At 63.6% G+C, this 20,132-nt stretch carries 20 protein-coding genes; 8 read left to right on the top strand and 12 right to left on the bottom strand.

What is annotated here, in order from left to right; translation table 11 throughout:
• Position 1 precedes the first annotated feature (1 nt).
• Complete coding sequence (locus EV663_RS05090; RefSeq protein WP_132950716.1) at positions 2-820, top strand: ferredoxin--NADP reductase; 819 nt, start codon at positions 2-4, stop codon at positions 818-820.
• A 100-nt stretch (positions 821-920) separates the two neighbouring features.
• Here the strand turns inward: EV663_RS05090 and EV663_RS05085 are convergent, their stop codons facing one another.
• On the bottom strand, positions 921-1,370 hold the full coding sequence (locus tag EV663_RS05085) for a hypothetical protein (protein ID WP_132950715.1): 450 nt from the start codon (positions 1,368-1,370) through the stop codon (positions 921-923).
• 171 nt (positions 1,371-1,541) lie between these two features.
• Between EV663_RS05085 and infC the strand changes: the two genes are divergently transcribed.
• A complete protein-coding gene (gene infC, locus EV663_RS05080; protein WP_341799032.1) occupies positions 1,542-2,093 on the top strand; it encodes a translation initiation factor IF-3 in 552 nt (183 codons plus the stop codon).
• A 68-nt stretch (positions 2,094-2,161) separates the two neighbouring features.
• Here the strand turns inward: infC and EV663_RS05075 are convergent, their stop codons facing one another.
• The 11 genes from EV663_RS05075 to EV663_RS05025 all read right to left on the bottom strand — a co-directional run bounded on the left by EV663_RS05075 (position 2,162) and on the right by EV663_RS05025 (position 14,099).
• Positions 2,162-2,953 (bottom strand): FAD binding domain-containing protein, encoded by a 792-nt coding sequence (locus EV663_RS05075; protein WP_132950713.1) that lies wholly within the window; start codon positions 2,951-2,953, stop codon positions 2,162-2,164.
• Between the two features lie 10 nt (positions 2,954-2,963).
• Entirely contained in the window at positions 2,964-5,330 is a 2,367-nt protein-coding gene (locus EV663_RS05070; protein WP_132950712.1) for a xanthine dehydrogenase family protein molybdopterin-binding subunit, read from the bottom strand.
• Between the two features lie 46 nt (positions 5,331-5,376).
• Positions 5,377-5,862 (bottom strand): (2Fe-2S)-binding protein, encoded by a 486-nt coding sequence (locus EV663_RS05065; protein ID WP_132950711.1) that lies wholly within the window; start codon positions 5,860-5,862, stop codon positions 5,377-5,379.
• A gap of 132 nt (positions 5,863-5,994) precedes the next feature.
• Positions 5,995-6,981 carry an XdhC family protein gene (locus tag EV663_RS05060; RefSeq protein ID WP_132950710.1) on the bottom strand — a complete coding sequence of 329 codons (987 nt, stop codon included), beginning with the start codon at positions 6,979-6,981 and terminating at the stop codon, positions 5,995-5,997.
• Positions 6,982-7,094: 113 nt separating this feature from the next.
• Positions 7,095-7,682, bottom strand: coding sequence for a YeeE/YedE thiosulfate transporter family protein (locus tag EV663_RS05055; RefSeq protein WP_132950709.1), 588 nt, complete (start codon positions 7,680-7,682; stop codon positions 7,095-7,097).
• A 3-nt stretch (positions 7,683-7,685) separates the two neighbouring features.
• Positions 7,686-8,231 carry a YeeE/YedE thiosulfate transporter family protein gene (locus EV663_RS05050; RefSeq protein WP_243697874.1) on the bottom strand — a complete coding sequence of 182 codons (546 nt, stop codon included), beginning with the start codon at positions 8,229-8,231 and terminating at the stop codon, positions 7,686-7,688.
• Positions 8,232-8,352: 121 nt separating this feature from the next.
• Positions 8,353-9,336 (bottom strand): flagellar motor switch protein FliM, encoded by a 984-nt coding sequence (locus tag EV663_RS05045; RefSeq protein WP_132950707.1) that lies wholly within the window; start codon positions 9,334-9,336, stop codon positions 8,353-8,355.
• Between the two features lie 64 nt (positions 9,337-9,400).
• Positions 9,401-12,091, bottom strand: a complete 2,691-nt coding sequence (locus tag EV663_RS05040) for an ATP-binding protein (RefSeq protein WP_132950706.1) — start codon at positions 12,089-12,091, stop codon at positions 9,401-9,403.
• Positions 12,088-12,345 carry a hypothetical protein gene (locus EV663_RS05035; RefSeq protein WP_132950705.1) on the bottom strand — a complete coding sequence of 86 codons (258 nt, stop codon included), beginning with the start codon at positions 12,343-12,345 and terminating at the stop codon, positions 12,088-12,090. Before EV663_RS05035 ends, EV663_RS05040 begins: the two co-directional genes overlap by 4 nt.
• 3 nt (positions 12,346-12,348) lie before the next feature.
• Positions 12,349-12,717: a response regulator transcription factor gene (locus EV663_RS05030; RefSeq protein ID WP_132950704.1), complete on the bottom strand. Its 369-nt coding sequence runs from the start codon at positions 12,715-12,717 to the stop codon at positions 12,349-12,351.
• Positions 12,718-12,788: 71 nt separating this feature from the next.
• Entirely contained in the window at positions 12,789-14,099 is a 1,311-nt protein-coding gene (locus tag EV663_RS05025) for a helix-turn-helix transcriptional regulator (RefSeq protein ID WP_132950703.1), read from the bottom strand.
• Positions 14,100-14,318: 219 nt separating this feature from the next.
• On the opposite strand from EV663_RS05025, the gene EV663_RS05020 reads away from it, so the two are divergent.
• The 6 genes from EV663_RS05020 to EV663_RS04995 form a co-directional block, all read left to right on the top strand.
• Positions 14,319-15,668: a substrate-binding protein gene (locus EV663_RS05020; protein WP_132950702.1), complete on the top strand. Its 1,350-nt coding sequence runs from the start codon at positions 14,319-14,321 to the stop codon at positions 15,666-15,668.
• A gap of 116 nt (positions 15,669-15,784) precedes the next feature.
• Complete coding sequence (locus EV663_RS05015; protein ID WP_132950701.1) at positions 15,785-16,816, top strand: branched-chain amino acid ABC transporter permease; 1,032 nt, start codon at positions 15,785-15,787, stop codon at positions 16,814-16,816.
• Between the two features lie 4 nt (positions 16,817-16,820).
• Positions 16,821-18,038 carry a branched-chain amino acid ABC transporter permease gene (locus tag EV663_RS05010; RefSeq protein ID WP_132950700.1) on the top strand — a complete coding sequence of 406 codons (1,218 nt, stop codon included), beginning with the start codon at positions 16,821-16,823 and terminating at the stop codon, positions 18,036-18,038.
• A 12-nt stretch (positions 18,039-18,050) separates the two neighbouring features.
• The gene (locus EV663_RS05005) at positions 18,051-18,809 is read left to right on the top strand and encodes an ABC transporter ATP-binding protein (protein ID WP_132950699.1); all 759 of its coding nucleotides are present in this window, start codon (positions 18,051-18,053) and stop codon (positions 18,807-18,809) included.
• A gap of 13 nt (positions 18,810-18,822) precedes the next feature.
• Positions 18,823-19,578: an ABC transporter ATP-binding protein gene (locus EV663_RS05000; protein WP_132950698.1), complete on the top strand. Its 756-nt coding sequence runs from the start codon at positions 18,823-18,825 to the stop codon at positions 19,576-19,578.
• 72 nt (positions 19,579-19,650) lie between these two features.
• Positions 19,651-20,132: acetyl-coenzyme A synthetase N-terminal domain-containing protein (locus EV663_RS04995; RefSeq protein WP_165910132.1), on the top strand; the 482-nt coding region annotated here is incomplete at its 3' end.

Here is a 20,132-nt window from a genome sequence, read left to right as displayed (position 1 = left end):
CATGAACCAACAGACTGCCGCGCCCCAGACCGCCACCAAGAAAACCCTGCCAGACGCGCAGACCGTAACCGAGGTGCGCCATTACACCGACCGGCTGTTCTATTTCCGAACGACGCGCCCCCAATCCTTGCGCTTTCGCTCGGGCGAGTTCGTGATGATCGGCCTGCCCGGCGAGGACGGCAAGCCGATCATGCGCGCCTATTCCATCGCCTCGCCCGCCTGGGACGAGGGCTTGGATTTCTACTCGATCAAGGTGCAGGATGGCCCGCTGACCTCGCGGCTGCAACATATACAGCCCGGCGACGAGATCATCCTGCGCCCCAAGCCCGTGGGCACCCTGGTGCTCGATGCGCTGCTGCCCGGCAAGCGGCTGTGGTTCCTGGCCACCGGCACCGGCATCGCCCCCTTCGCCAGCCTCATGCGCGACCCCGATACCTACGAGCGGTATGACGAGGTCATCATGATGCACACCTGCCGTGAGGTGGCAGAGTTGGAATTTGGTCGGCAACTGGTCGAAAGCCTGCCCGAAGACCCGCTGATCGGCGAATTCGTCGGCGACAAGCTGAAATACTACCCCACCACCACGCGCGAAGACAGCAAGTGGATGGGCCGCGTCACCGACAACCTGGCCTCGGGCAAGGTGTTCGCCGATCTCGGCCTGGAGGGCACCCAGATGGACCCTGTCACCGACCGCGCGATGGTTTGCGGCTCGCTCGACTTCAACAAGGACGTGATGGCGATCATGGAAGGCTGGGGCCTGAACGAGGGCGCCAATTCGGAACCCGCGCAATATGTAGTCGAGAAAGCCTTCGTAGGTTAAGAACGCCGAGCGATACGAAACGCCCCGCAAGCCACTGGCCCGCGGGGCGTTTTTTTACATGTTGCAGATGGCGCGCATACAGGCAGCGGCCGGCGCGCGTTCATTCCGCCGGGGTCACGCTCTGCTGAACGCCTTCCATGGCGTCATCCGCTGCCCCTTCGACGGCCTCGACGGCGCCGGTCGCCATGTCTTGCGTCGCCTCTGTGGCTGCTTCGACGGCACCGGTCGCGGCCTCGACCGCATCGCTGGCGGCTTCTTCGGCGGCTTCGACTGCCGCGCTGGCGGCGTTCTCAATGGCTGCGGCTGCCTCGCTTGCGGCATCCTGGGCCGCTTGCGCGGCCTGCTCTGCGGCCTCCTGTGCAGCCTCGGCCTGGTCAGTGGCCTCTTGCGCGGCCTCTTGGATGGCGGCCGCGGGCGCCGCCTCCCCGGCTTCGGGGGTTGTGACCGCATCCGGTGCTTCCTCCGGTGCGGCCGGCTGCGTCATGTACCAATAATAGCCGCCCCCCGCCAGGGCAGCTAGTATGATGATCACGGCAAGAATGCGTCCCATCGCGGTCTTCCTCCGACTCTGCGAATTTTCACCAGTCAACGGTGCGCAGACTAAGACCGCCCGACAAGGCCACCCCTTGCCGCACCCCCTGGGAACAGCGGAATACCGCCTTGAAACGGATCATGGCGGGCGGTAGTTTGTCAGCCATCTGAACGCAACGGCACGAGGAGCATTCCCATAGCCCGAAGACCCCATAACGCGCCCCCCACGCGCGAAACAGGCCCCCGCGTCAACCAGCGCATCCGGGCCCCCGAAATCCGTCTGATTGGCGCCGAAGGCGAAAACATCGGGGTCGTCCCCCCCGCCAAGGCACTGGCGCTTGCAGAAGAGGCTGGCCTTGACCTGGTCGAGATCTCGCCGAACGCGACGCCGCCGGTCTGCAAGATCATGGATTTCGGCAAGTTCAAGTACGAGACACAAAAGCGCGAGGCCGAGGCGCGCAAGAAACAGAAGATCATCGAGGTCAAGGAAGTCAAGTTTCGCCCAAACACCGACACGCATGATTACGATGTCAAAATGCGTAACGTGATGCGGTTCCTTGAAAACGGCGACAAGGTCAAGGTGACCTTGCGCTTCCGCGGGCGCGAGATGGCGCACCAGAATCTCGGACGGGAACTTCTCGAACGGGTGGCCGAGGACGTCAAGGACATCGGCAAGGTCGAGAACATGCCCAAGATGGAAGGCCGCCAGATGATCATGATGATCGGCCCGGTCAGCAAATAGGCTCGATCATCGCCGCGCAGGAACGCCCCGCCAGGATTGCCGGCGGGGCGTTTTTTTGGTCCAGCGCACTATTGTGCGGCGCTTACGGCACGGCCGGTCATCACCTTGACCAGATGCGCGCGATAGTCGGGCGTGCCGTGCAGATCGTCGATCATGTCGTCAGCGGGCAGGCTGAGCCCCGCAATGGCCCCGGCGCTGAAATCCGCCGACAGCGCCTCTTCGGCCGCGCCCCAGCGGAACACGCCCTCTTCGGAGGCGCCGGTTACTGCCACGCGGACCCCGCCGGCGGTCTTCGCCACGAAGACCCCCACCAGTGCAAAGCGTGAGGCGGGTTGCGCGAATTTCATGTAAGCGGCCGCCTCGGGGATCGGGAAGCGGATCTCGGTGATAATCTCGCCCTCTTGCAAGGCGGTGGCGAACATGCCCTCGAAATAGTCATCGGCCGCGATGTCACGCGCGTTGGTCCTGATCAACGCCCCAGAGGCCAGCACCGCCGCCGGATAACAGGCCGACGGGTCGTTATTGGCAAGACTGCCCCCGATGGTCCCGCGGTTACGCACCGCCGGGTCGCCGATCTGCGCTGCAAGGCGGGCCAGCGCGGGGTAATGCGCCCCCGCCTCGGCTGCAACCGTGGCATGCGTCGTCGTCGCCCCGATGCAAAGCATCCCGTCATCGGCCACGCATATCCCCTGCAAGGACGGAATGGCGGTCAGGCTGACCAGTTTCGAAGGCTGCGCGAGACGCTGTTTCAGTGTCGGGATCAGCGTCTGCCCCCCCGAGAGTGCCTGCGCGTCCTCTGCCTTGAGCCCGGCAAGCGCGGCCTCCAGCGTCGCGGGACGGTCGAATTCGACTGAATACATGATGTCCTCCTCAGCCCTGCATGGCCGCCCAGACGCGCGCGGGCGTCAGCGGCATGTCGATATGGGTGACGCTGGCATGGCCAGCCCGTTGCAAGGCATCCACCACGGCATTGGCCACGGCCGGCGGGCTACCTATGGCGCCGGCCTCGCCGCACCCCTTCACCCCGAGAGGATTATGGGTGCAGGGGGTCTGACAGGAATGATCGACGGTGAAAAACGGCATGTCATCGGCTCGCGGCATGGCGTAATCCATGTACGACCCCGACAGCAATTGCCCGTACTCGTCATAGACGGCCCGCTCAAGAAGCGCCTGGCCGATACCTTGCGCGATGCCGCCATGCACCTGGCCGTCGACGATCATCGGATTGACGATATTGCCGAAATCGTCAGCGGCGGCAAAACGCTCGACCGTGACCTTGCCGGTCTCGGGGTCCACCTCGACCTCACAGGCATAGGCCCCGGCCGGATAGGTAAAGTTGTTGGGATCGTAAAACGCGGTTTCCTCCAGCCCCGGCTCCAGTTCCTCCAGCGGGTAGTTGTGGGGCACGTAGGCCGCGAGCGTCACGTCACCCCAGGCCACCGACCTATCGGTGCCCGCCACGGTAAACGCGCCGTCCTTGAGTTCGATATCCTCCGGGCTGGCCTCCATCAGGTGAGCGGCGATCTTCTTCGCCTTGGCGATGATCTTTTCGGTGGCGCGCACCATGGCGCTGCCACCCACGGCCAGCGAGCGGGACCCATAGGTCCCCATGCCCATCGGCGTGTTGGCGGTGTCGCCATGGACAATCTCGACCATGTTCTCGTCGATGCCGATCATGTCGGCCACCACCTGCGCGAAGGAGGTCTCGTGCCCCTGCCCATGCGAGTGGCTGCCGGTCATCACCACCAGCCCGCCGGTCGCGTTCACACGCACCGTGGCGGATTCGTAAAGCCCCGCACGCGCACCCAGTTGCCCCACCAGATGGCTGGGCGCGATCCCACAAGCCTCGATATAGCAATTGATCCCCAGGCCTCGCAGCCTGCCCCGTGCCTTGCTCTCGGCCAGTCGCGCATCGAACCCGGCGAGGTCGGCAATCTCGATAAGCTTGTCCAGCGTGGCGTTGTAATCGCCGGTGTCATATTCGACGGCCACGGGCGTGGCGTAGGGAAACTCGGTAATGAAATTCCTGCGCCGGATCTCGATCGGGTCCATGCCCAGCTCGCGCGCGGCCTTGTCGATAAGCCGTTCCAGTTGATAGGTCGCCTCCGGCCGCCCGGCCCCGCGATAAGCATCGACCGGCACGGTATTGGTAAACACCGCCTTGACGTTCACGTAGATCAGCGGCGTCTTGTAATTGCCAGCCATCAGCGTGCCATGCAGCCACGTTGGCACAGACGGCGCAAAGGTCGACAGGTAGGCCCCCATATTCGCGTGGGTTTCGGTGCGGATCGCCTGAAAATTCCCCTCTGCATCCAGCGCCAGCTCGATCCTGGTAACGTGGTCGCGCCCATGGGCATCGGTGATGAAACTCTCCGACCGGGTGCAGGTCCATTTCACCGGCCGCCGCAGGGCCTTGGCCGCGAAGGTACAGAATGCCTCTTCGGCATAGTGGAAGATCTTGGAGCCAAAACCCCCACCCACATCCGGGGCCACGACGCGCAGCTTGTGTTCCGGGATACCCAGCACGAAAGCGCCCATCAGCAGGCGGATAACATGCGGGTTCTGGCTGGTTGTATAAAGCGTGGAGTCGCCGGTGCCCGTGTTATAGTCGCCCACGGCGACCCGCGGCTCCATCGCGTTGGGCACAAGGCGCTGGTTGACCAGTTCCAGTTTGGTGACGTGATGCGCCTTTTCAAAGGCCGCGTTCACCGCCTCGCGGTTCTCTTCGACAAAACCCCAGTCATAGCACAGGTTGCTGGTCAGATCGTCATGGACCAGCGGCGCGCCATCCGACAGCGCCGCCTTCATGTCCAGAACCGGCTCCAATTCCTCGACATCGACCTCGACCGCCTCGGCGGCGTCGCGCGCCTGCTCCAGCGTTTCGGCGACGACAACGGCGATGGGATCGCCGACATGGCGCACCTTTCCCTGGGCAAGCACCGGATGGGCGGGTTCCTGCATCGGTTGCCCATGCCGGTCGGTCACCTGCCAGCCGCAGGGCAGACCGCCCACCCCCGCGAAATCCGCGCCGGTAAAGACGCGGATCACACCGGGCATGGCCGCGGCGGCCGTAGTGTCAAGGCCGTTCAGGCGCCCATGGGCCACCTGGCTACGCACGAAAACCGCATGGGCCTGCCCGTGCAGATTTATATCGTCGGTATAGCGGCCCTGCCCCGTCAGGAACCGCACATCCTCGCGGCGCTTGGACGGCGCCCCGATGCCGTGATCTTTCGGCATGTCTTATCCTCCCTTTTGACGCGGACCTCCCCGCCCGCGCGGCCGCCTATTCGGCGGCGATGGCGCTCACGTCCTGGCCCGATGCCGCCATGATCGCCTTGACGATGTTGTGATAGCCCGTGCAGCGGCAGATATTACCCGACAGGTAACCACGGATCTCGGCCTCGCTGGGGCGAGGATTTTCCGCCAGCAGTGCTGCTGCCGACATCACCATTCCCGGTGTGCAGAACCCGCATTGCAAACCGTGATGATCCTGGAACGCCTGCTGGAGAGACGACAGCCCGCCATCGGCATCCGCCATACCCTCGATCGTCGTCACCTCGGCCCCCTCGGCCTCCAGCGCAAGCATGGTGCAGGATTTCACCGCCCTGCCATCCACATGCACCACGCAAGCCCCGCACTGGCTGGTATCACACCCCACATGGGTACCAGTCAGCCCTAGCCGTTCGCGCAGGAACTGCACAAGCAGCGTGCGCCCCTCAACCTCCCCGCAAACGGCCTTGCCGTTCACGGTCATCGTGACCTTGGTCATCGCTCTCCTCCCTGTCATGCAAAAGAGTAAAGCACGGGGGGTACGGTTTGAGAACCGCTCAATTTCGGCACCGGCCCTCCCGTTCTTCTTGGCCCAAATACCCATTGCCCGGTCGCGGCAGGGCCCGCCGGATCAGCCCTTGCGCTGCCGTTCGACGATTTCGGCCAGGATCGAAACCGCGATTTCGGCCGGCGTTCTTGCCCCGATATCCAGGCCCACGGGCGCGTGAATGCGCGCGATCCGTTCCGGCGCGACGCCCGCCTCGCGCAGTCTCGCCACCCGCCCGGCATGGGTGCGCCTCGATCCCAGGCAGCCCAGGTAAAAGACCTCGGACCCGAGCGCGGCCAGGATTGCCGGATCGTCGAGCTTGGGGTCATGGGTCAAGGTCACCACCGCGCTGCGCGCATCCAGTCCGTGGGCGGCCAGCGCCGCGTCGGGCCAGTCTTCGAGAATCGACTCGCCGGGAAACCGGACATCTGAGGCAAAGGCCGGGCGCGGGTCGATCAGCGTTGGCACGAGCCCGGCGAGACGCGCCATCGGCACCAGCGTCTGCGCGATATGGACCGCACCGACGACGGCAAGGCGCAGTGGCGGATTATGCACATGCACGAAACAGTCCCCCTCGAAACCCGATTGGTCCGCACGCATCCGCTGGGCGATTGCAGTACCCAGGGCTTCGTCCTCCGGCCCGGCCAGCCGCCGCGCCCCTCCCGCCGGATCGACAAGATAGGCGATGGCGCGGCGCGCGGCGCGGGCCTCGACCAGGGCGGCCAGTATCGGCTCGGGCAGAACCACGCCCACGGGTTCCACCAGCACGCGGATGCGCCCGCCGCAAGCCAGACCTACGGCAAAGGCATCCTGATCGCTGACACCGAACTCCAGTAGGCGCAAGCGACCATCGGCCAAAGCCTCGACCGCCTCGGCGACAACCGCACCCTCGACGCACCCCCCCGAGACCGATCCTGCCATGTCACCCGCCCCCGATACGGCCAACTGACTACCCACGCCGCGGGGGGCGCTGCCCCAGGTTTCCACTACCGTAGCCAGCACTGCACCCTGTCCGGCGCGGTGCCAGGCCAACGCGATCTCGGGGATCGCGTCATGATCGCTCTGCCTCATCCCTCATCCTCCCTTTCCCGATTGTGCCCTACCGCGCGGCACGGGGCCAGCACGCAAAAACGCCGCGGACCCGAGGCTCCGCGGCGTGCATGTCTTGAACCAGGTTGCGGATCTTACTCGATCGCCTCGCCCGCAGGGGCCCGCTTGCGCGAAAAACGGCGCGGAAGGATGAAGGCAATCACGATGAAGGCCGCACCGATCGCGATGCCCGCGAGATCGCCAGGCAGGGTCGGAAAAGCCGCCGGATAGTCGGCACCCGGCACCGTGCCCAATGTCCAGGCCTGCCCCTCAAGCAGGCCCAGTCCTTTCCAGACGGGATAGCTCAGCATGTAGGCCGCCGCCCCAAGCAGACCGCCCGCCACGAAGAACAGCGCGTCGATCCGGCCCACGGCCGCCGCGCAAAGACCGGTTCCGGGACAAAAGCCCGAAGCGGCCCAGCCCAGCCCCAGCATCAGACCACCGATGAACACCCCGACATAGGCTGTCTTGACCGACATGTGACCGACATCGACCAGGCCAAGCATCTGTCCGCCAAAGGTCAGGACAGAGGCAACCCCGATGGCCAGGAGGATGGTTTTCATCAGGTGCAGGTTGGTCAGGTTCAGCATCCGGCCGATCCAGTTGGGATTGGTCGCACCGATCCTGTCCAGGACGAAACCGAACGCCGCGCCGATCACGATGGCAAGAGTGATTGTCAGCATGGCTCAGCCCTCCTGCTTGAACATGATCAGGGCGGTGGTAAAGGCCGAGATGAACGCACCCAGCGCAAAAACATATCCAGAGACCGCGGTCTGTGACATGCCCGACATCATGTGCCCAGAGGTGCAGCCCCCCGCAAGGCGCGCGCCGTAAAGGACGATGAACCCACCCGCAAAGGCAACCAGCCAGCGTTTCAGCACGTTGCCGCCGTAATTTGCCCGCCAGATCGAGGGCACCATGCGCTCGCCTTTCGGGACGCTGTTCCGCAGGATCGTCGAAATCAACGCGCCCAGCATCATCGCGCCGACGAATACGAACGAATAGTTGATCGGGTTGGCCACAGATTTGGCGTACTTGCCGCCCGACTTGGCAAGATAGGCATTCGTCGATGTATAGCCCTCGTCGGTCTGGGTGACGATATCGGGGTTCTGCATGTCCCAAAGGATACCGTCGAGGATGACGAACTGCGTGGAAACCCCGATCGGTTTGACCAGCAGCACCGCCAGGAAAAACACAAGGCCGAGCGCGAGCCCGCCGTATTTCCAGTTCATGACCATAGGTTACCTCCCATTTACATTCTTGGTTTTGAATGTAACAGTGGCGCGCTTCAGCGTGGATGATCCAGATCAAAAACGCTGGAGGAGCGGCTGCGTCACGACGCGGCCCGCCTTTTTACCTGCCGCTTTCGGGCAAGGCGCGCGAGGTGGGAGCGCACGGGGTCGGTGCATACGGGGCGGCGGGCAAGGATGGATCGTCTTGCATTGTCGACGGCGACAGGCCCGATCCGGCCCGATCCGGCCTTTCAATCCGCACCGCCCGCTCTCCCGCGGACTGGCCAAGACGTCCCCGCGCGACCAGGTGGCCCGCCGGTGTTTCCAGTCGCAAGCGCGCGATGGCCGCGGCAGGTATCACCAGCCTATCGCCCGCCCCCAACCGCCCGACCGCCGCCGCAGGCATCCGCAACCGCCACAACACGGCGCGAAGCGACAGGCCAGCGGCCAGCACGCCCTCGTCCAGCGTCGCGGGCGCCCCGCAGATAGGCGCCCCCTGCGCCGGGCTGGCCCCATCGCCTGCGCGAAGTCCGGGCAATGCCAGCACAAGCGTCCCGCACCGCGCGCCCGCCACGGTCGACAAGGAAAGGCGCAGCGCGCGATAATCGCCCCGTGCCATCCGCAAGACGACATGCCGCGCATCCTCCAGAACGGCCCCCTGGACAAAGCCCCTTGCCCAATCGGCACCGGTTTCGGCCGCGAGAGCGGTAAGCAACGGGTCGGTGAAATCGGCCAGGATCGCCGCATCGGTGGGGGTCATCGGGCGCGGCGACGGTGCGACCTCTGCCAGCGCGCCGGTCAGGCGCCATTCCACAAGCATGAGCGCCAGGTCCGCCGAAAAAACAGCCAGCCCCCCGCCCCCGTTCTCAGCGTCCAGCAAAACGCCGAGGGAATTCTCCGTCATCTCGCCGGCCAGACCGGCAAGATCGGTTTCGTCTACCGTTGCGTCCTCTACCGACAGCATAAGCCCATAGCCACCCTGCCCCGCGCGCATCGCCGCCACGCGCAGGGCCTGCGCCAAGGCCGCGGCATCCCCCGCCGGGTCGGTATCGGCGGGGGGCGCGGTGATGCGTTTGAGAATGGCGCGATGCGTGTCGTCTATCATGGTCGGCCCATGGATGCGGGGTTCATCCCCGTCTATCCGCGGCAGGGTTGACAAAACGTTCCCGTCAGGCGGCTTCTGCCAAAGACAAGGGCAGCGTCAGCCGGAATGCCGCACCGCCCTGTGCCGAGAGGTAGACGATCGAACCACCCAGCCGCACCATGATCTCGCGGCAGATCGCAAGCCCCAGCCCCGCACCACCGGCCGAGCGCGGATCGGAAAGGCGCGCGAATTTCTCGAAGATGATCGCCTGGCTTTTCTGCGGGATACCGCTGCCATTGTCGATGAAATCGATCGCAACGGCACTGTCGGTCCGGCACACGCGGATCGTCAGTTCCGGTGCCCCGGCATCGCAATATTTCTGTGCATTCGAGATCAGGTTGATAAAGACCTGGCTCAGACGGTCGCCATCGGTCACCAGTTCCACCCGTTCAGCTTCCGGGTCGCGGTGGATCATCAGCCCCTGCCCTCCTTGCAGGCGCGCGGTCGCGACGACCGCCCGCTCGATCAGATCGTGCAACATTACGGGCTGGGCATTCAGCGTGACCTGCCCGTTTTCAAGCACCGAGAGATCCAGAAGGTCGTCCAGCAACCGGGTCAGGCGCAGGCTTTCCTCGTGAATAATACGGGAATAGTTCCGAAACTCGCCAGACGATAGGTCCGCGCCAGTCATGAGTATCTCGGAAAATGCGCGGATCGAGGTCATCGGCGTACGCAATTCATGACTGATCTGGCTAAGAAACGCATCCTTTTGCACCGAAAGTTCGGTCAATTTTTCATTGGCCTCTCGCAACTGTCGGGCGGTGCGGGCAAGTTCCTCGGACTTGGCCTCGAGCTGGCTGGAATATTCCATCATCTGCGCGGTCTCGTCGGCGACCCTCATCAGGTCTTCGACCGATACCGAAGAACGCCCCACGATCTGGCCCACCATGGCATGCGCAGTGGCTGCGCCGACCGATCCTGCAAGGATACGTTCCAGACTTTGAAGGAATTCAGGCGTGATCTCTGGCAAATAGCCCTGAAGCCCCTGCGCAACAGCAGCGCGCTGGAACAGGCTCTGCGCATCCTCAGCCCCCAGGATACGCTGGGCCATCAACAGCAGGTCTTCCGCCTCGGCGCGGCCCTGGCTCCAGCCCTGCGCGGCAGTCGAATGCTCGAACACGTTGACGAATTGCGCACCTTGGAGCCGCTCCATCGGCGATGGGAAATCGAACAGAGACACGAGCACGAAAACCAGGACATTGGCAGCCATGGAAAACACCACCGCGTGAACAAGCGGGTCCAATCCCGCCATGCCGAACAGGGCCTGCGGGCGCAGCCAGCCGATCCCCCACGGACCCTCGGCCAAAAGCCGCGCGCCCATCACCGCGCCTTCGCCGAAACTCGGCAGGAACAGGGTGTAGGCCCAGACGACAAAGCCCGCCACCAGCCCCGTGATCGCACCGGTTCGGGTTGCCCCCCGCCACAGGACCGCCCCCAGGAGCGCGGGCAGAACCTGCGCCACGCCGGCAAACGAGATCAAGCCGATGGCTGCCAGCGCCTCGGAACCGCCGGTCAGCCGGTAATAGAGATAGCCAAGGAACAGAACTGCCCCGATCGACACCCGACGCGCGCGTAGCACCAGCTTGCGCACATCGCCCGAGATCGTCGCGCCCGAGCGGGTCAGGTGCAGGAAAAGCGGCATCACGATATGGTTCGACACCATCGTCGACAACGCGATCGCCGCCACGATCACCATCGAGGTGGCCGAGGAAAACCCGCCCAGAAAGGCAAGCGTCGCCAGACCCTCGCGCCCATGGGCCATGGGCAACGTCAGCACGAAGAGGTCGGGATTTGACCCCGCGGGCATCTCTGCCAGGCCCACCACCGCGATGGGCACCACGAACAGGCTCATCAGGAACAGGTAGGCCGGGAATGCCCAGGATGCGGTGGCAAGATGGCGTTCATCCTCGTTTTCAACCACCAGCACCTGGAACATGCGCGGCAAGGTCAGGATCGCGGCAGCCGCCAGGAAAGTCAGAGCCATCCAGCGTCCAGGCAGGATCGGCATCTCTGACAGGCCAGAGGTGTCGATCCGTTCAAGCACCGCCGAGGCGCCCCCCGCGATCCCCCAAACCACGAAGATCCCCACCGCCAGAAGCGCCACCAGCTTGACAACCGCCTCGACGGCAATCGCCGTCACCACACCATGATGACGTTCGTTGGCATCCAGGTTGCGCGTGCCGAACAGAACCGTGAAAAGCGCAAGCCCCACCGCCACCGTCAACGCGGCCGAATCGAGATCCGTCGGGCGCCATGGTCCCACCCCGTCAGGCGCGAAGACCGCGAATGACAAGGTGACCGATTGCAGTTGCAACGCGATGTAAGGCGTCGTGCCAACCACCGCGATCAGTGTCACGATGACGCCCAGCATGTTGGACTTGCCATAGCGCGACGAGACCAGGTCCGCGATAGAGGTGATACGCTGTGTCTTGGCAATCCGCACCAGTTTGCGCAACGTCCACCACCAGCCGACAAGTATCAGCGTGGGCCCGAGATAGATCGTGACGAATTCGAGGCCGGATCGCGCCGCATAGCCGACGGCGCCGTAAAAAGTCCATGCCGTGCAATAGACGGATAACGACAGCGTGTAGATCGCAGGCGATCGCAGCCAGCCGCCCTGGCCACGCGCCGCCCGCCGCTCGGCCCAAAAGGCCACGCCGAACAGGAAGATCACGTAGACCAGGCAGATCGCCACCAGGAGATCGAAAGAGATCATCGCGACCGGGGTCCTTCCGCATCACCCGTTTGCGCGTCGGCACACAGGCGCCGCGCAAGCAGGGCCGAGGCCGCGATCAGAATGAACCAGGCCGAGAACAGGTAGATCAACAGCGCCGCGTCCAATCCGTCGTCGGCATCCAGAAGCGGCAGCAGAAACACCCACAGCCCGAATAGCGGCAGCAGCCGCGCCATGTCGGCCAGCCGCCGACGGCGATAGCCTTGCCGAGCCAGGAAAAGCGGCGCGCGCGCCATCGCCTAGCCACCCGTCAGTTCGCGCACCGAAGACAACACCTCGGTATTGGAGAACGGTTTTGCCATGAACCGACTGACACCCATCCGCTCGGCCATCTCGCGATCCTTGACCTGGCCCTTGGCCGTCAGCATCAGCACCGGGAGCGCGCATAGTTCCGGGTCGGCCCGGATGTCGCGCAGGATGTCGAACCCTGAGCGCCCCGGCAGCATCACGTCAAGGATCACGATATCTGGGCGCAGCGCGCCCACCCGGTCAAAGGCGGTCATGCCGTCGGAGTGGGTGTCCACCTGCCAGCCGTCGCGCGACAGGATGAACCGGATCGCCTCGATGATGTTCGGCTCGTCCTCTATCAGAAGGACATGTTTGCCCATTCCGTCTCCTCCCTCGACGCGGAGCTGCGCCCGCTTGGTTCAGAAATTATCCCCGCAAAGCGACCCGCTTGTCAAAACCCGTCCGCCAGGATCGATGGTTCGCGCCGAGCCACGCAGTCGCGCCGCGGACAGATCCGGCAGGATGTGCCAACCGGCTGGCCCGCGCCGCCAGGCAAGTCGGCCGTTTCCTCGGGCAGGATCAGCATCGCGGCCTCCATGACCTGCGGACCGTCAAAACCGGAACTCAACGTGGGCTGGCACAGCGCATAAGTCAGAAAACGGCCTTGGCGCCGCCCGCCATGTTCCACCACCGCGCGCAGGGGCGCCATCGGGCGCGAAAGCGCCTGGTAAAGCGGCCAGAGCGGACAGGCCGCCCCGAAGCGCGGCAGCGCGAACCCCGCCACCGGCTTGCGGAAGGTCAACGTGCCCGAGCCATCGCAGGTCACCAGCCCCACCGGCCCGCCCGCCATCTCTCGCGGCAATGTGGCCAGGCGGCGGAAAACGGCACCGGGATCTACGCCGAACCGATGCGCCAACCGCCCCGGATCCAGCCCCTCGGCGCGCGCGGCCTCGGCAAAGGCGGCCAAAGGCATGAGTTCGGCATCGCGGCGATAGCGGCGCAGATAGGCAAGTGCCAGTTCGCGCGCGGGGGCCGATGAAAGTTCGGGCGCGCCGGCAACCAGACGCTCGGGTGGGGGCGGCAGGGCGCGTTCCAATTCCGCCACGTGATAGGCGCGCCCCCGCAAGAAGGCCTCGACCTCTTCCTGGGGGGTGGACTGGATGCCCGTTTCTTCGGCGCCCTCGTCAAGATAGGCTACAAGCGCCTGCGCCCCGTCGGCAAGACGCCGGCTATCCTCGGACAGATTGCGATGAAAGCGGCGCTGCCAGTCGGCATCAATATCCTCTGTATCGACCAGGATCGCCGCGGTGGAACGGATCGCGGTCACGGCCGAGATCACCTCGTGCAAAGAGGCCGACAGGAACGGGTCATGCGTCATCCGATCAGTCAGCATCTCGACGGTGCGTTCCAGTTCGGACACCCGACGATGGCGGTCTGCCAGAAGCTGGGCCCAGCCGGGAAAACGGCCCGCGAATTCCTCGATCCGGGGCAGATCGGCCAACGCGCCCTCGTGCCCGGCCGCGGCCTCGCGCAGGGTTTCGACCAGTGCCGCACCTGCCCCCTCGGTCAGGGCCGTGGCCTCGACCTCGAGGGCGCGGGCAATCTCTACCAGCAGCTTGCCGCCGATTCTGCGCCTGTTGTGTTCGATCAGGTTGAGATAAGAGGCCGAGATTCCGACCGCCCGCGCAAGGTCTGCCTGGCGAATCCCCATTACCGCCCGCCGTTCACGGATACGGGTTCCGGTCAAAGTGCTGCGCGCCATGTTTGGAAACCTCGTTTCTTTCCAACGGCTTTCTGCGGGAGCGAGATAATTTTTTTACACATCTCCGCGCCAACCTGTGCAAACCTTTACAAAAAAATCGTTTATGTGAAAGCAGTTGTTGCTAAATTTTCGAATCCTCCGCGATACTTTCCGTGCTTTGTAAAGCATGACACCGGGCAGAGGAGGCTCGGGGTCACCCTGCATCACGGGAGGATGTTCATGACGAATTCGACTTTCACACGCCGCGGCGTGCTCAAGACCGGTGCGGTTACCGGCGCGGGCCTGGCCCTGCCGACGATTTTCACCTCGTCCGCATCGGCCTTTACCAACGAACCGACCGGCAACACGGTCACTTTCGGCTTCAACGTGCCCCAGACCGGCCCCTATGCCGAGGAAGGGCTCGACGAGCTGCGCGCCCAGGAACTGGCCGTCGAACATATCAACGGCATCGGTGACGGCGGCATGCTGAACACCTTCACCTCCAAGGCGCTGGACGGAACCGGCATCCTGGGCAAGAAGGTTCAGTTCGTGACCGGCGACACCCAGACCAAGTCCGACGCCGCCCGCGCCGCCGCCAAGTCGATGATCGAAAAGGACGGCGTGGTGATGATCAACGGCGGCTCGTCCTCGGGCGTGGCCGTGGCGGTACAGAGCCTTTGCCAGGAGGCCGGCATCATCTTCATGGCCGGTCTGACACACTCGAACGACACGACCGGCAAGGACCGCAAGGCCAATGGCTTCCGCCATTTCTTCAACGCCTACATGTCGGGCGCGGCCTTGGCCCCGGTGCTGGAAAAGGCTTATGGAACCGAGCGCCGCGCCTATCACCTGACCGCCGACTACACCTGGGGCTACACCCAGCAGGAATCGATCCAGTCCTTCACCGAGGCGCTGGGCTGGCAGACCGTCAACAACGTGCTCACGCCGGTCGGTGCGGGCGATTTCTCGTCCTATATCGCGCCGGTGCTGAACTCGGGCGCCGACGTTCTGATCTTGAACCACTACGGCGGCGACATGGTCAACTCGCTGACCCAGGCGGTCCAGTTCGGGCTGCGCGACAAGCAGGTGAACGGCAAGAATTTCGAGATCGTCGTGCCGCTTTATTCCGAATTGATGGCCGAGGGCGCCGGCGAGAATATCAAGGGCGTGTTCGGCTCGATGAACTGGAACTGGCAGTTGCAGGACGCGGGCACCAAGGCTTTCGTTCAGTCCTTCGGTCAGAAATACGGCCGCCCGCCCTCGAACTCGGCCCATACCTGCTATGTGCAGACGCTGCTTTATGCCGATGCGGTGGCGCGTGCGGGCTCTTTCAACCCCTGCGCCGTGGCCGAAGCCCTCGAAGGCTTCGAATTCGACGGTATGGGCAATGGTCCGACGCTGTACCGCGCCGAGGATCACCAGTGCTTCAAGGATGTGCTGGTCATGAAGGGCGCCGAGAATCCGACCACCCCCTTCGACACTCTCGAAGTGGTCGAGATCACGCCGCGCGCACAGGTCGAATACGCACCGAATCATCCGATGTTTGGTGGCGACGAAGCCTCTCTGGGCCAGTGCAACAGCGGCGCCTGAACCGTTGACGCACCTGCCGGCCGCGCGCTTTGCGTGGCCGGTTTTCCGTCGGGGCACGGTCCGTTGCCAAGCGGCCCCGACACCCCGGAACCAAACCGACATCACGGGTGGGGACGATGGACGCGATCCTTCTGCAAATCCTGAACGGGCTCGACAAGGGCTCTGCCTACGCGCTGATCGCGCTGGGCCTTACGCTGATCTTTGGCACGCTGGGTGTGGTAAATTTCGCCCATGGCGCGCTGTTCATGATCGGCGCTTTCTGCGCAGTAACCATGCAGCGCATCCTTGGCCTGTCCTTTTCGCAGGTCGACCCGACCAAGACCGACTTTCTCGGCAATCCACTCAAGGTGCAGGTGCCCTATGTGGAAAGCTGGTTCGGGCCGGAAGTTGGCGGCGCCATAATCGACTGGTCCGTACCGATCGCAATCGTCATGGCAATCCCGGTGATGATCGCCCTTGGCTTTGCAATGGAACGCGGGTTGATCAAGCATTTCTACAAGCGCCCCCATGCCGACCAGATCCTCGTGACCTTTGGCCTGGCGATCGTCTTGCAAGAGATCGTGAAATACTTTTTCGGCGCAAACCCGATCCAGACAGGCGCGCCGGACATGTTCGCGGGGTCTTTCGATTTCGGCGTTCTCATGGGCTTTGATCCGAACGTGATCATCTACCCCTACTGGCGGATGGTGTATTTCTTGTTCGCACTCGTAATCATCGGGGGTGTCTTCGCCTTCCTGCAATTCACGACCTTCGGGATGGTGGTTCGCGCAGGCATGGCCGACCGGGAAACCGTGGGCCTGTTGGGCATCGACATCGACCGCCGCTTTACAATCATGTTCGGACTGGCCGCCGCGGTCGCGGGGCTGGCGGGTGTCATGTACACCCCGATCCTGTCCCCGAATTATCACATGGGCATGGATTTCCTCGTGCTGTCCTTCGTCGTGGTTGTGGTTGGCGGCATGGGCTCGTTGCCCGGCGCCGTCCTCGCGGGCTTTTTGCTGGGCATCCTGCAGAGCTTTGCCTCGATGAACGAGATCAAGAGCATCATCCCCGGCATCGACCAGGTCATCATCTACCTGATTGCAATCGTCATCCTGCTGACCCGGCCGCGCGGCCTGATGGGGCGCAAGGGTGTGATGGAGGACTGAGACAATGTTCGGACTGAGTTCAAAAGACACCCGTTTCCTATTGATCGTCGTCTTCCTGACGCTGGCGACGCCGATCTTGCTGCAACCCTTTCCCGAAGGCTCCAGCTTGGCGCAGTTCAACGCGGGCTACCCGGACCTGATGCAGAAATTCGCGATTTTCGGCATCTTCGCGATCGGGTTCAATATCCTGTTCGGGCTGACCGGTTACCTGTCCTTCGGACACGCGGCTTTCCTGGGCGTGGGCAGCTACACCGTCGTCTGGATGTATAAACTCCTGGGCTACAACGTCCTGCCGGGGCTGGTTCTGGCGGTCATCGTATCGGCCCTGTTCGCACTCTTGATCGGCTTTATCTCGCTCAGGCGGTCCGGGATCTATTTCTCGATCCTGACGCTGGCCTTTGCCCAGATGAGCTATAACCTCGCCTATTCGGTACTCACGCCGATCACCAATGGCGAGACTGGCCTGCAAGTCTATTCGAACGACCCGCAGATCCTGATGGGCGAAAATTCCCCGACCAGCCCGCATCTGTTCGGGATCGTGATGCGCGAATCGACCCAATTCGAAGTCGGCGGATGGCTCTTTACCCTCAATAACGGCTATTATTTCTGTGCCGTGATCGCGATCCTGGCATTCTATCTCAGCCTGCGGATCTTCCGCTCGCCCTTCGGCATGATGTTGCGCGCGATCAAGACCAACCAGACGCGCATGAACTACACGGGCCTGAACTCGCGGCCCTACACGCTGGCCGCCTTCGTGATCTCGGGGATGTATGCCGGTCTGGCCGGTGGTCTGCTGGCCGCGATGGACCCCTTGGCGGGCGCCGAACGGATGCAGTGGACGGCGTCGGGCGAGGTGGTGCTTATGACGATCCTGGGCGGTGCGGGCACGCTTATGGGCCCGGTGCTGGGTGCGGGTTTCATCAAGTATTTCGAAAACATCTTCTCGAAGATCAACGATGGCGTCCTGCATGCATGGTTCGCATTCCTGCCCGACGGGCTGGAGGATCTGGTGGTCGCACTGATCCACCCCTTCGTCGGCAAGGGCTGGCACCTGACGCTGGGCATCCTGTTCATGCTGGTGGTGATCTTCCTGCCCGGCGGGCTGGTAGAGGGCGGACAGCGCATCGCGCGGCTGTTCCGCAGCAAGAAAACAAAGACCGCCGGCCCCGGCGGCCGCAACCGCGACCATCAACCGAAACCCGCGCCACACGTGGCCGAGTGAGGAGAGTGACGAATGGGTATCCTTGAAGTCAAAGGCGTCAACAAGCGTTTCGGCGGGCTCCAGGCGCTTGGCGACGTCAACCTCTCGGTCGCGGAAAACACGGTTCACGCGATCATCGGGCCGAACGGGGCAGGTAAATCCACCCTTCTCAATTGCCTTGTCGGCAAGCTGATCCCCGACACCGGATCGGTTATGTTCGACGGGCAAAGCGTGCTGGGCCGCAAACCGCACGAGATCAACCAGATGGGCATTTCCCGCGTGTTCCAGACGCCCGAGATCTTCGGCGATCTCACGGTTCTGGAAAATGTGCTGATCCCCTGTTTCGCGAAACGCGACGGGGCGTTCCGTATGCACGCCTTTGAAACGGTCGCCCACGAAAGGGACATTGTCGCGAAGGCGACGCAGATGCTCGACGATGTCAACATGGCCGACAAGAAGGACATGCACGCCGCCAGCCTGTCGCGCGGGGACAAGCGGCGGCTGGAAATGGCCATGTGCCTGGTGCAGGAACCGAAGCTTTTGCTGCTGGACGAACCCACCGCCGGCATGGCGCGTGCCGACACCAACAACACCATCGATCTGCTGCGCGAGATCAAGGAAAAGCGCGACATTACCATGGCGATCATCGAACATGACATGCACGTCGTGTTCAGCCTCGCCGACCGGATCACGGTGTTGGCCCAGGGAACGCCACTGGTCGAGGATATCCCCGAAAAGATCAAGGGCCACCCAAAGGTGCAAGAGGCCTATCTCGGCCAGGCGCACGGCTAAGGAGGAGCCGCAGATGAACGTCAAACCCGACTTCAACAAGAATGCCAACCAGGCGGCCACCGCCCCGGCCTTCCTGTCGGTCTACGATCTGCATGCCTATTACGGTGAAAGCTACATCGTGCAGGGTGTGAATTTCAACGTCCACGAGGGCGAGATCCTCGCACTTTTGGGGCGCAACGGCGCGGGCAAGACCTCGACGCTGCGCGCGGTGGCACGACTGGCCGATCCCCAGGTTACCTATGGTGAAATCTGGCTGGATCACCAGCCGCTGCACACCATGTCCGCCCACCAGGCCAGCATGGCCGGCATCGGCCTGGTGCCAGAGGACCGGCGGATCATCTCGGGGCTGACCGTCGAGGAAAACCTGCAACTGGCCCAGATCGCGCCGCCCATCGGCTGGTCGCTGGATCGCCTCTACGATCTCTTCCCGCGCCTCGGCGAACGCCGCAAGCAGGAGGGCGTGACGCTCTCGGGCGGCGAACAGCAGATGCTGGCCATCGCCCGCGCATTGGCTCGCGACATCAAGGTTCTGCTGCTCGACGAACCCTATGAGGGGCTTGCCCCAGTCATCGTCGACGAGATCGAAAAGACGCTGATCCACATCAAGGAACAGGGCATCACCACGGTCATCGTCGAACAGAACGCGATCCGCGCGCTGGAACTGTCGGATCGGGCCGTTATCCTTGATACGGGGCAGATCGTGTTCGACGGCAGTGCCGCCGAGGTACTGAAAGACGAGGCGCTGCGCGCCGAATACCTGGCCATCTGAGCCGGGATGCGCCCCGCCCCACCCGGGCGGGGCAATCGCATGACAAACCGCCCAGCCAGGGGGATATCGAATATGACCGACCAGACCTACGCTCCGCGCGCTGATTTTTCGCGTTCTGCCCATGTCGACGCGGCCAAGTATGACGAGATGTACCGCGCCTCGATCACGGACCCCGAGGGGTTTTGGGGCGAGCATGGCAAGCGACTTGACTGGATCAGGCCCTATACCGAGGTCAAGAGCACCAATTTCAACTTTGGCGAGGTCGAGATCCACTGGTTCCGGGACGGCACGTTGAACGTTGCGGCGAACTGCATCGACCGTCACCTTGCGAAGCGGGGCGATCAGACGGCGATCATCTTCGTGCCCGACGACCCGGCGGACCCGGTGCAGCATATCAGCTATCGCGATCTGCATGAAAAGGTGAACCGCTTTGCCAACGTTCTGCTGAGCCAGGGGGTGATGCGGGGCGACCGGGTGGTGATCTACCTGCCGATGATCCCCGAGGCGGCCTATGCGATGCTGGCCTGTGCGCGGATCGGGGCGATCCATTCGGT

Origin of the sequence: Rhodovulum bhavnagarense, assembly GCF_004343505.1 — a bacterium.
In the GTDB taxonomy this organism is placed as follows: domain Bacteria; phylum Pseudomonadota; class Alphaproteobacteria; order Rhodobacterales; family Rhodobacteraceae; genus Rhodovulum; species Rhodovulum bhavnagarense.
The sequence above is the reverse complement of the archived record's forward strand: the minus strand, read 5'-3'. Positions and strand labels throughout refer to the sequence as shown.

Bases quoted from the DNA above. Each gene is read 5' to 3' on its own strand.
- EV663_RS05015 (WP_132950701.1), top strand. From the start codon at position 15,785: ATGGACGCGATCCTTCTGCAAATCCTGAACGGGCTCGACAAGGGCTCT.
- EV663_RS05050 (WP_243697874.1), bottom strand. From the start codon at position 8,231: ATGAACTGGAAATACGGCGGGCTCGCGCTCGGCCTTGTGTTTTTCCTG.
- EV663_RS05090 (WP_132950716.1), top strand. From the start codon at position 2: ATGAACCAACAGACTGCCGCGCCCCAGACCGCCACCAAGAAAACCCTG.
- EV663_RS05040 (WP_132950706.1), bottom strand. From the start codon at position 12,091: ATGATCTCTTTCGATCTCCTGGTGGCGATCTGCCTGGTCTACGTGATC.
- EV663_RS05020 (WP_132950702.1), top strand. From the start codon at position 14,319: ATGACGAATTCGACTTTCACACGCCGCGGCGTGCTCAAGACCGGTGCG.
- EV663_RS05055 (WP_132950709.1), bottom strand. From the start codon at position 7,682: ATGCTGACAATCACTCTTGCCATCGTGATCGGCGCGGCGTTCGGTTTC.
- EV663_RS05030 (WP_132950704.1), bottom strand. From the start codon at position 12,717: ATGGGCAAACATGTCCTTCTGATAGAGGACGAGCCGAACATCATCGAG.
- EV663_RS05025 (WP_132950703.1), bottom strand. From the start codon at position 14,099: ATGGCGCGCAGCACTTTGACCGGAACCCGTATCCGTGAACGGCGGGCG.
- EV663_RS05070 (WP_132950712.1), bottom strand. From the start codon at position 5,330: ATGCCGAAAGATCACGGCATCGGGGCGCCGTCCAAGCGCCGCGAGGAT.
- EV663_RS05000 (WP_132950698.1), top strand. From the start codon at position 18,823: ATGAACGTCAAACCCGACTTCAACAAGAATGCCAACCAGGCGGCCACC.
- EV663_RS05010 (WP_132950700.1), top strand. From the start codon at position 16,821: ATGTTCGGACTGAGTTCAAAAGACACCCGTTTCCTATTGATCGTCGTC.
- EV663_RS05060 (WP_132950710.1), bottom strand. From the start codon at position 6,981: ATGAGGCAGAGCGATCATGACGCGATCCCCGAGATCGCGTTGGCCTGG.
- EV663_RS05065 (WP_132950711.1), bottom strand. From the start codon at position 5,862: ATGACCAAGGTCACGATGACCGTGAACGGCAAGGCCGTTTGCGGGGAG.
- EV663_RS05085 (WP_132950715.1), bottom strand. From the start codon at position 1,370: ATGGGACGCATTCTTGCCGTGATCATCATACTAGCTGCCCTGGCGGGG.
- EV663_RS05075 (WP_132950713.1), bottom strand. From the start codon at position 2,953: ATGTATTCAGTCGAATTCGACCGTCCCGCGACGCTGGAGGCCGCGCTT.
- EV663_RS05005 (WP_132950699.1), top strand. From the start codon at position 18,051: ATGGGTATCCTTGAAGTCAAAGGCGTCAACAAGCGTTTCGGCGGGCTC.
- EV663_RS05035 (WP_132950705.1), bottom strand. From the start codon at position 12,345: ATGGCGCGCGCGCCGCTTTTCCTGGCTCGGCAAGGCTATCGCCGTCGG.
- EV663_RS05045 (WP_132950707.1), bottom strand. From the start codon at position 9,336: ATGATAGACGACACGCATCGCGCCATTCTCAAACGCATCACCGCGCCC.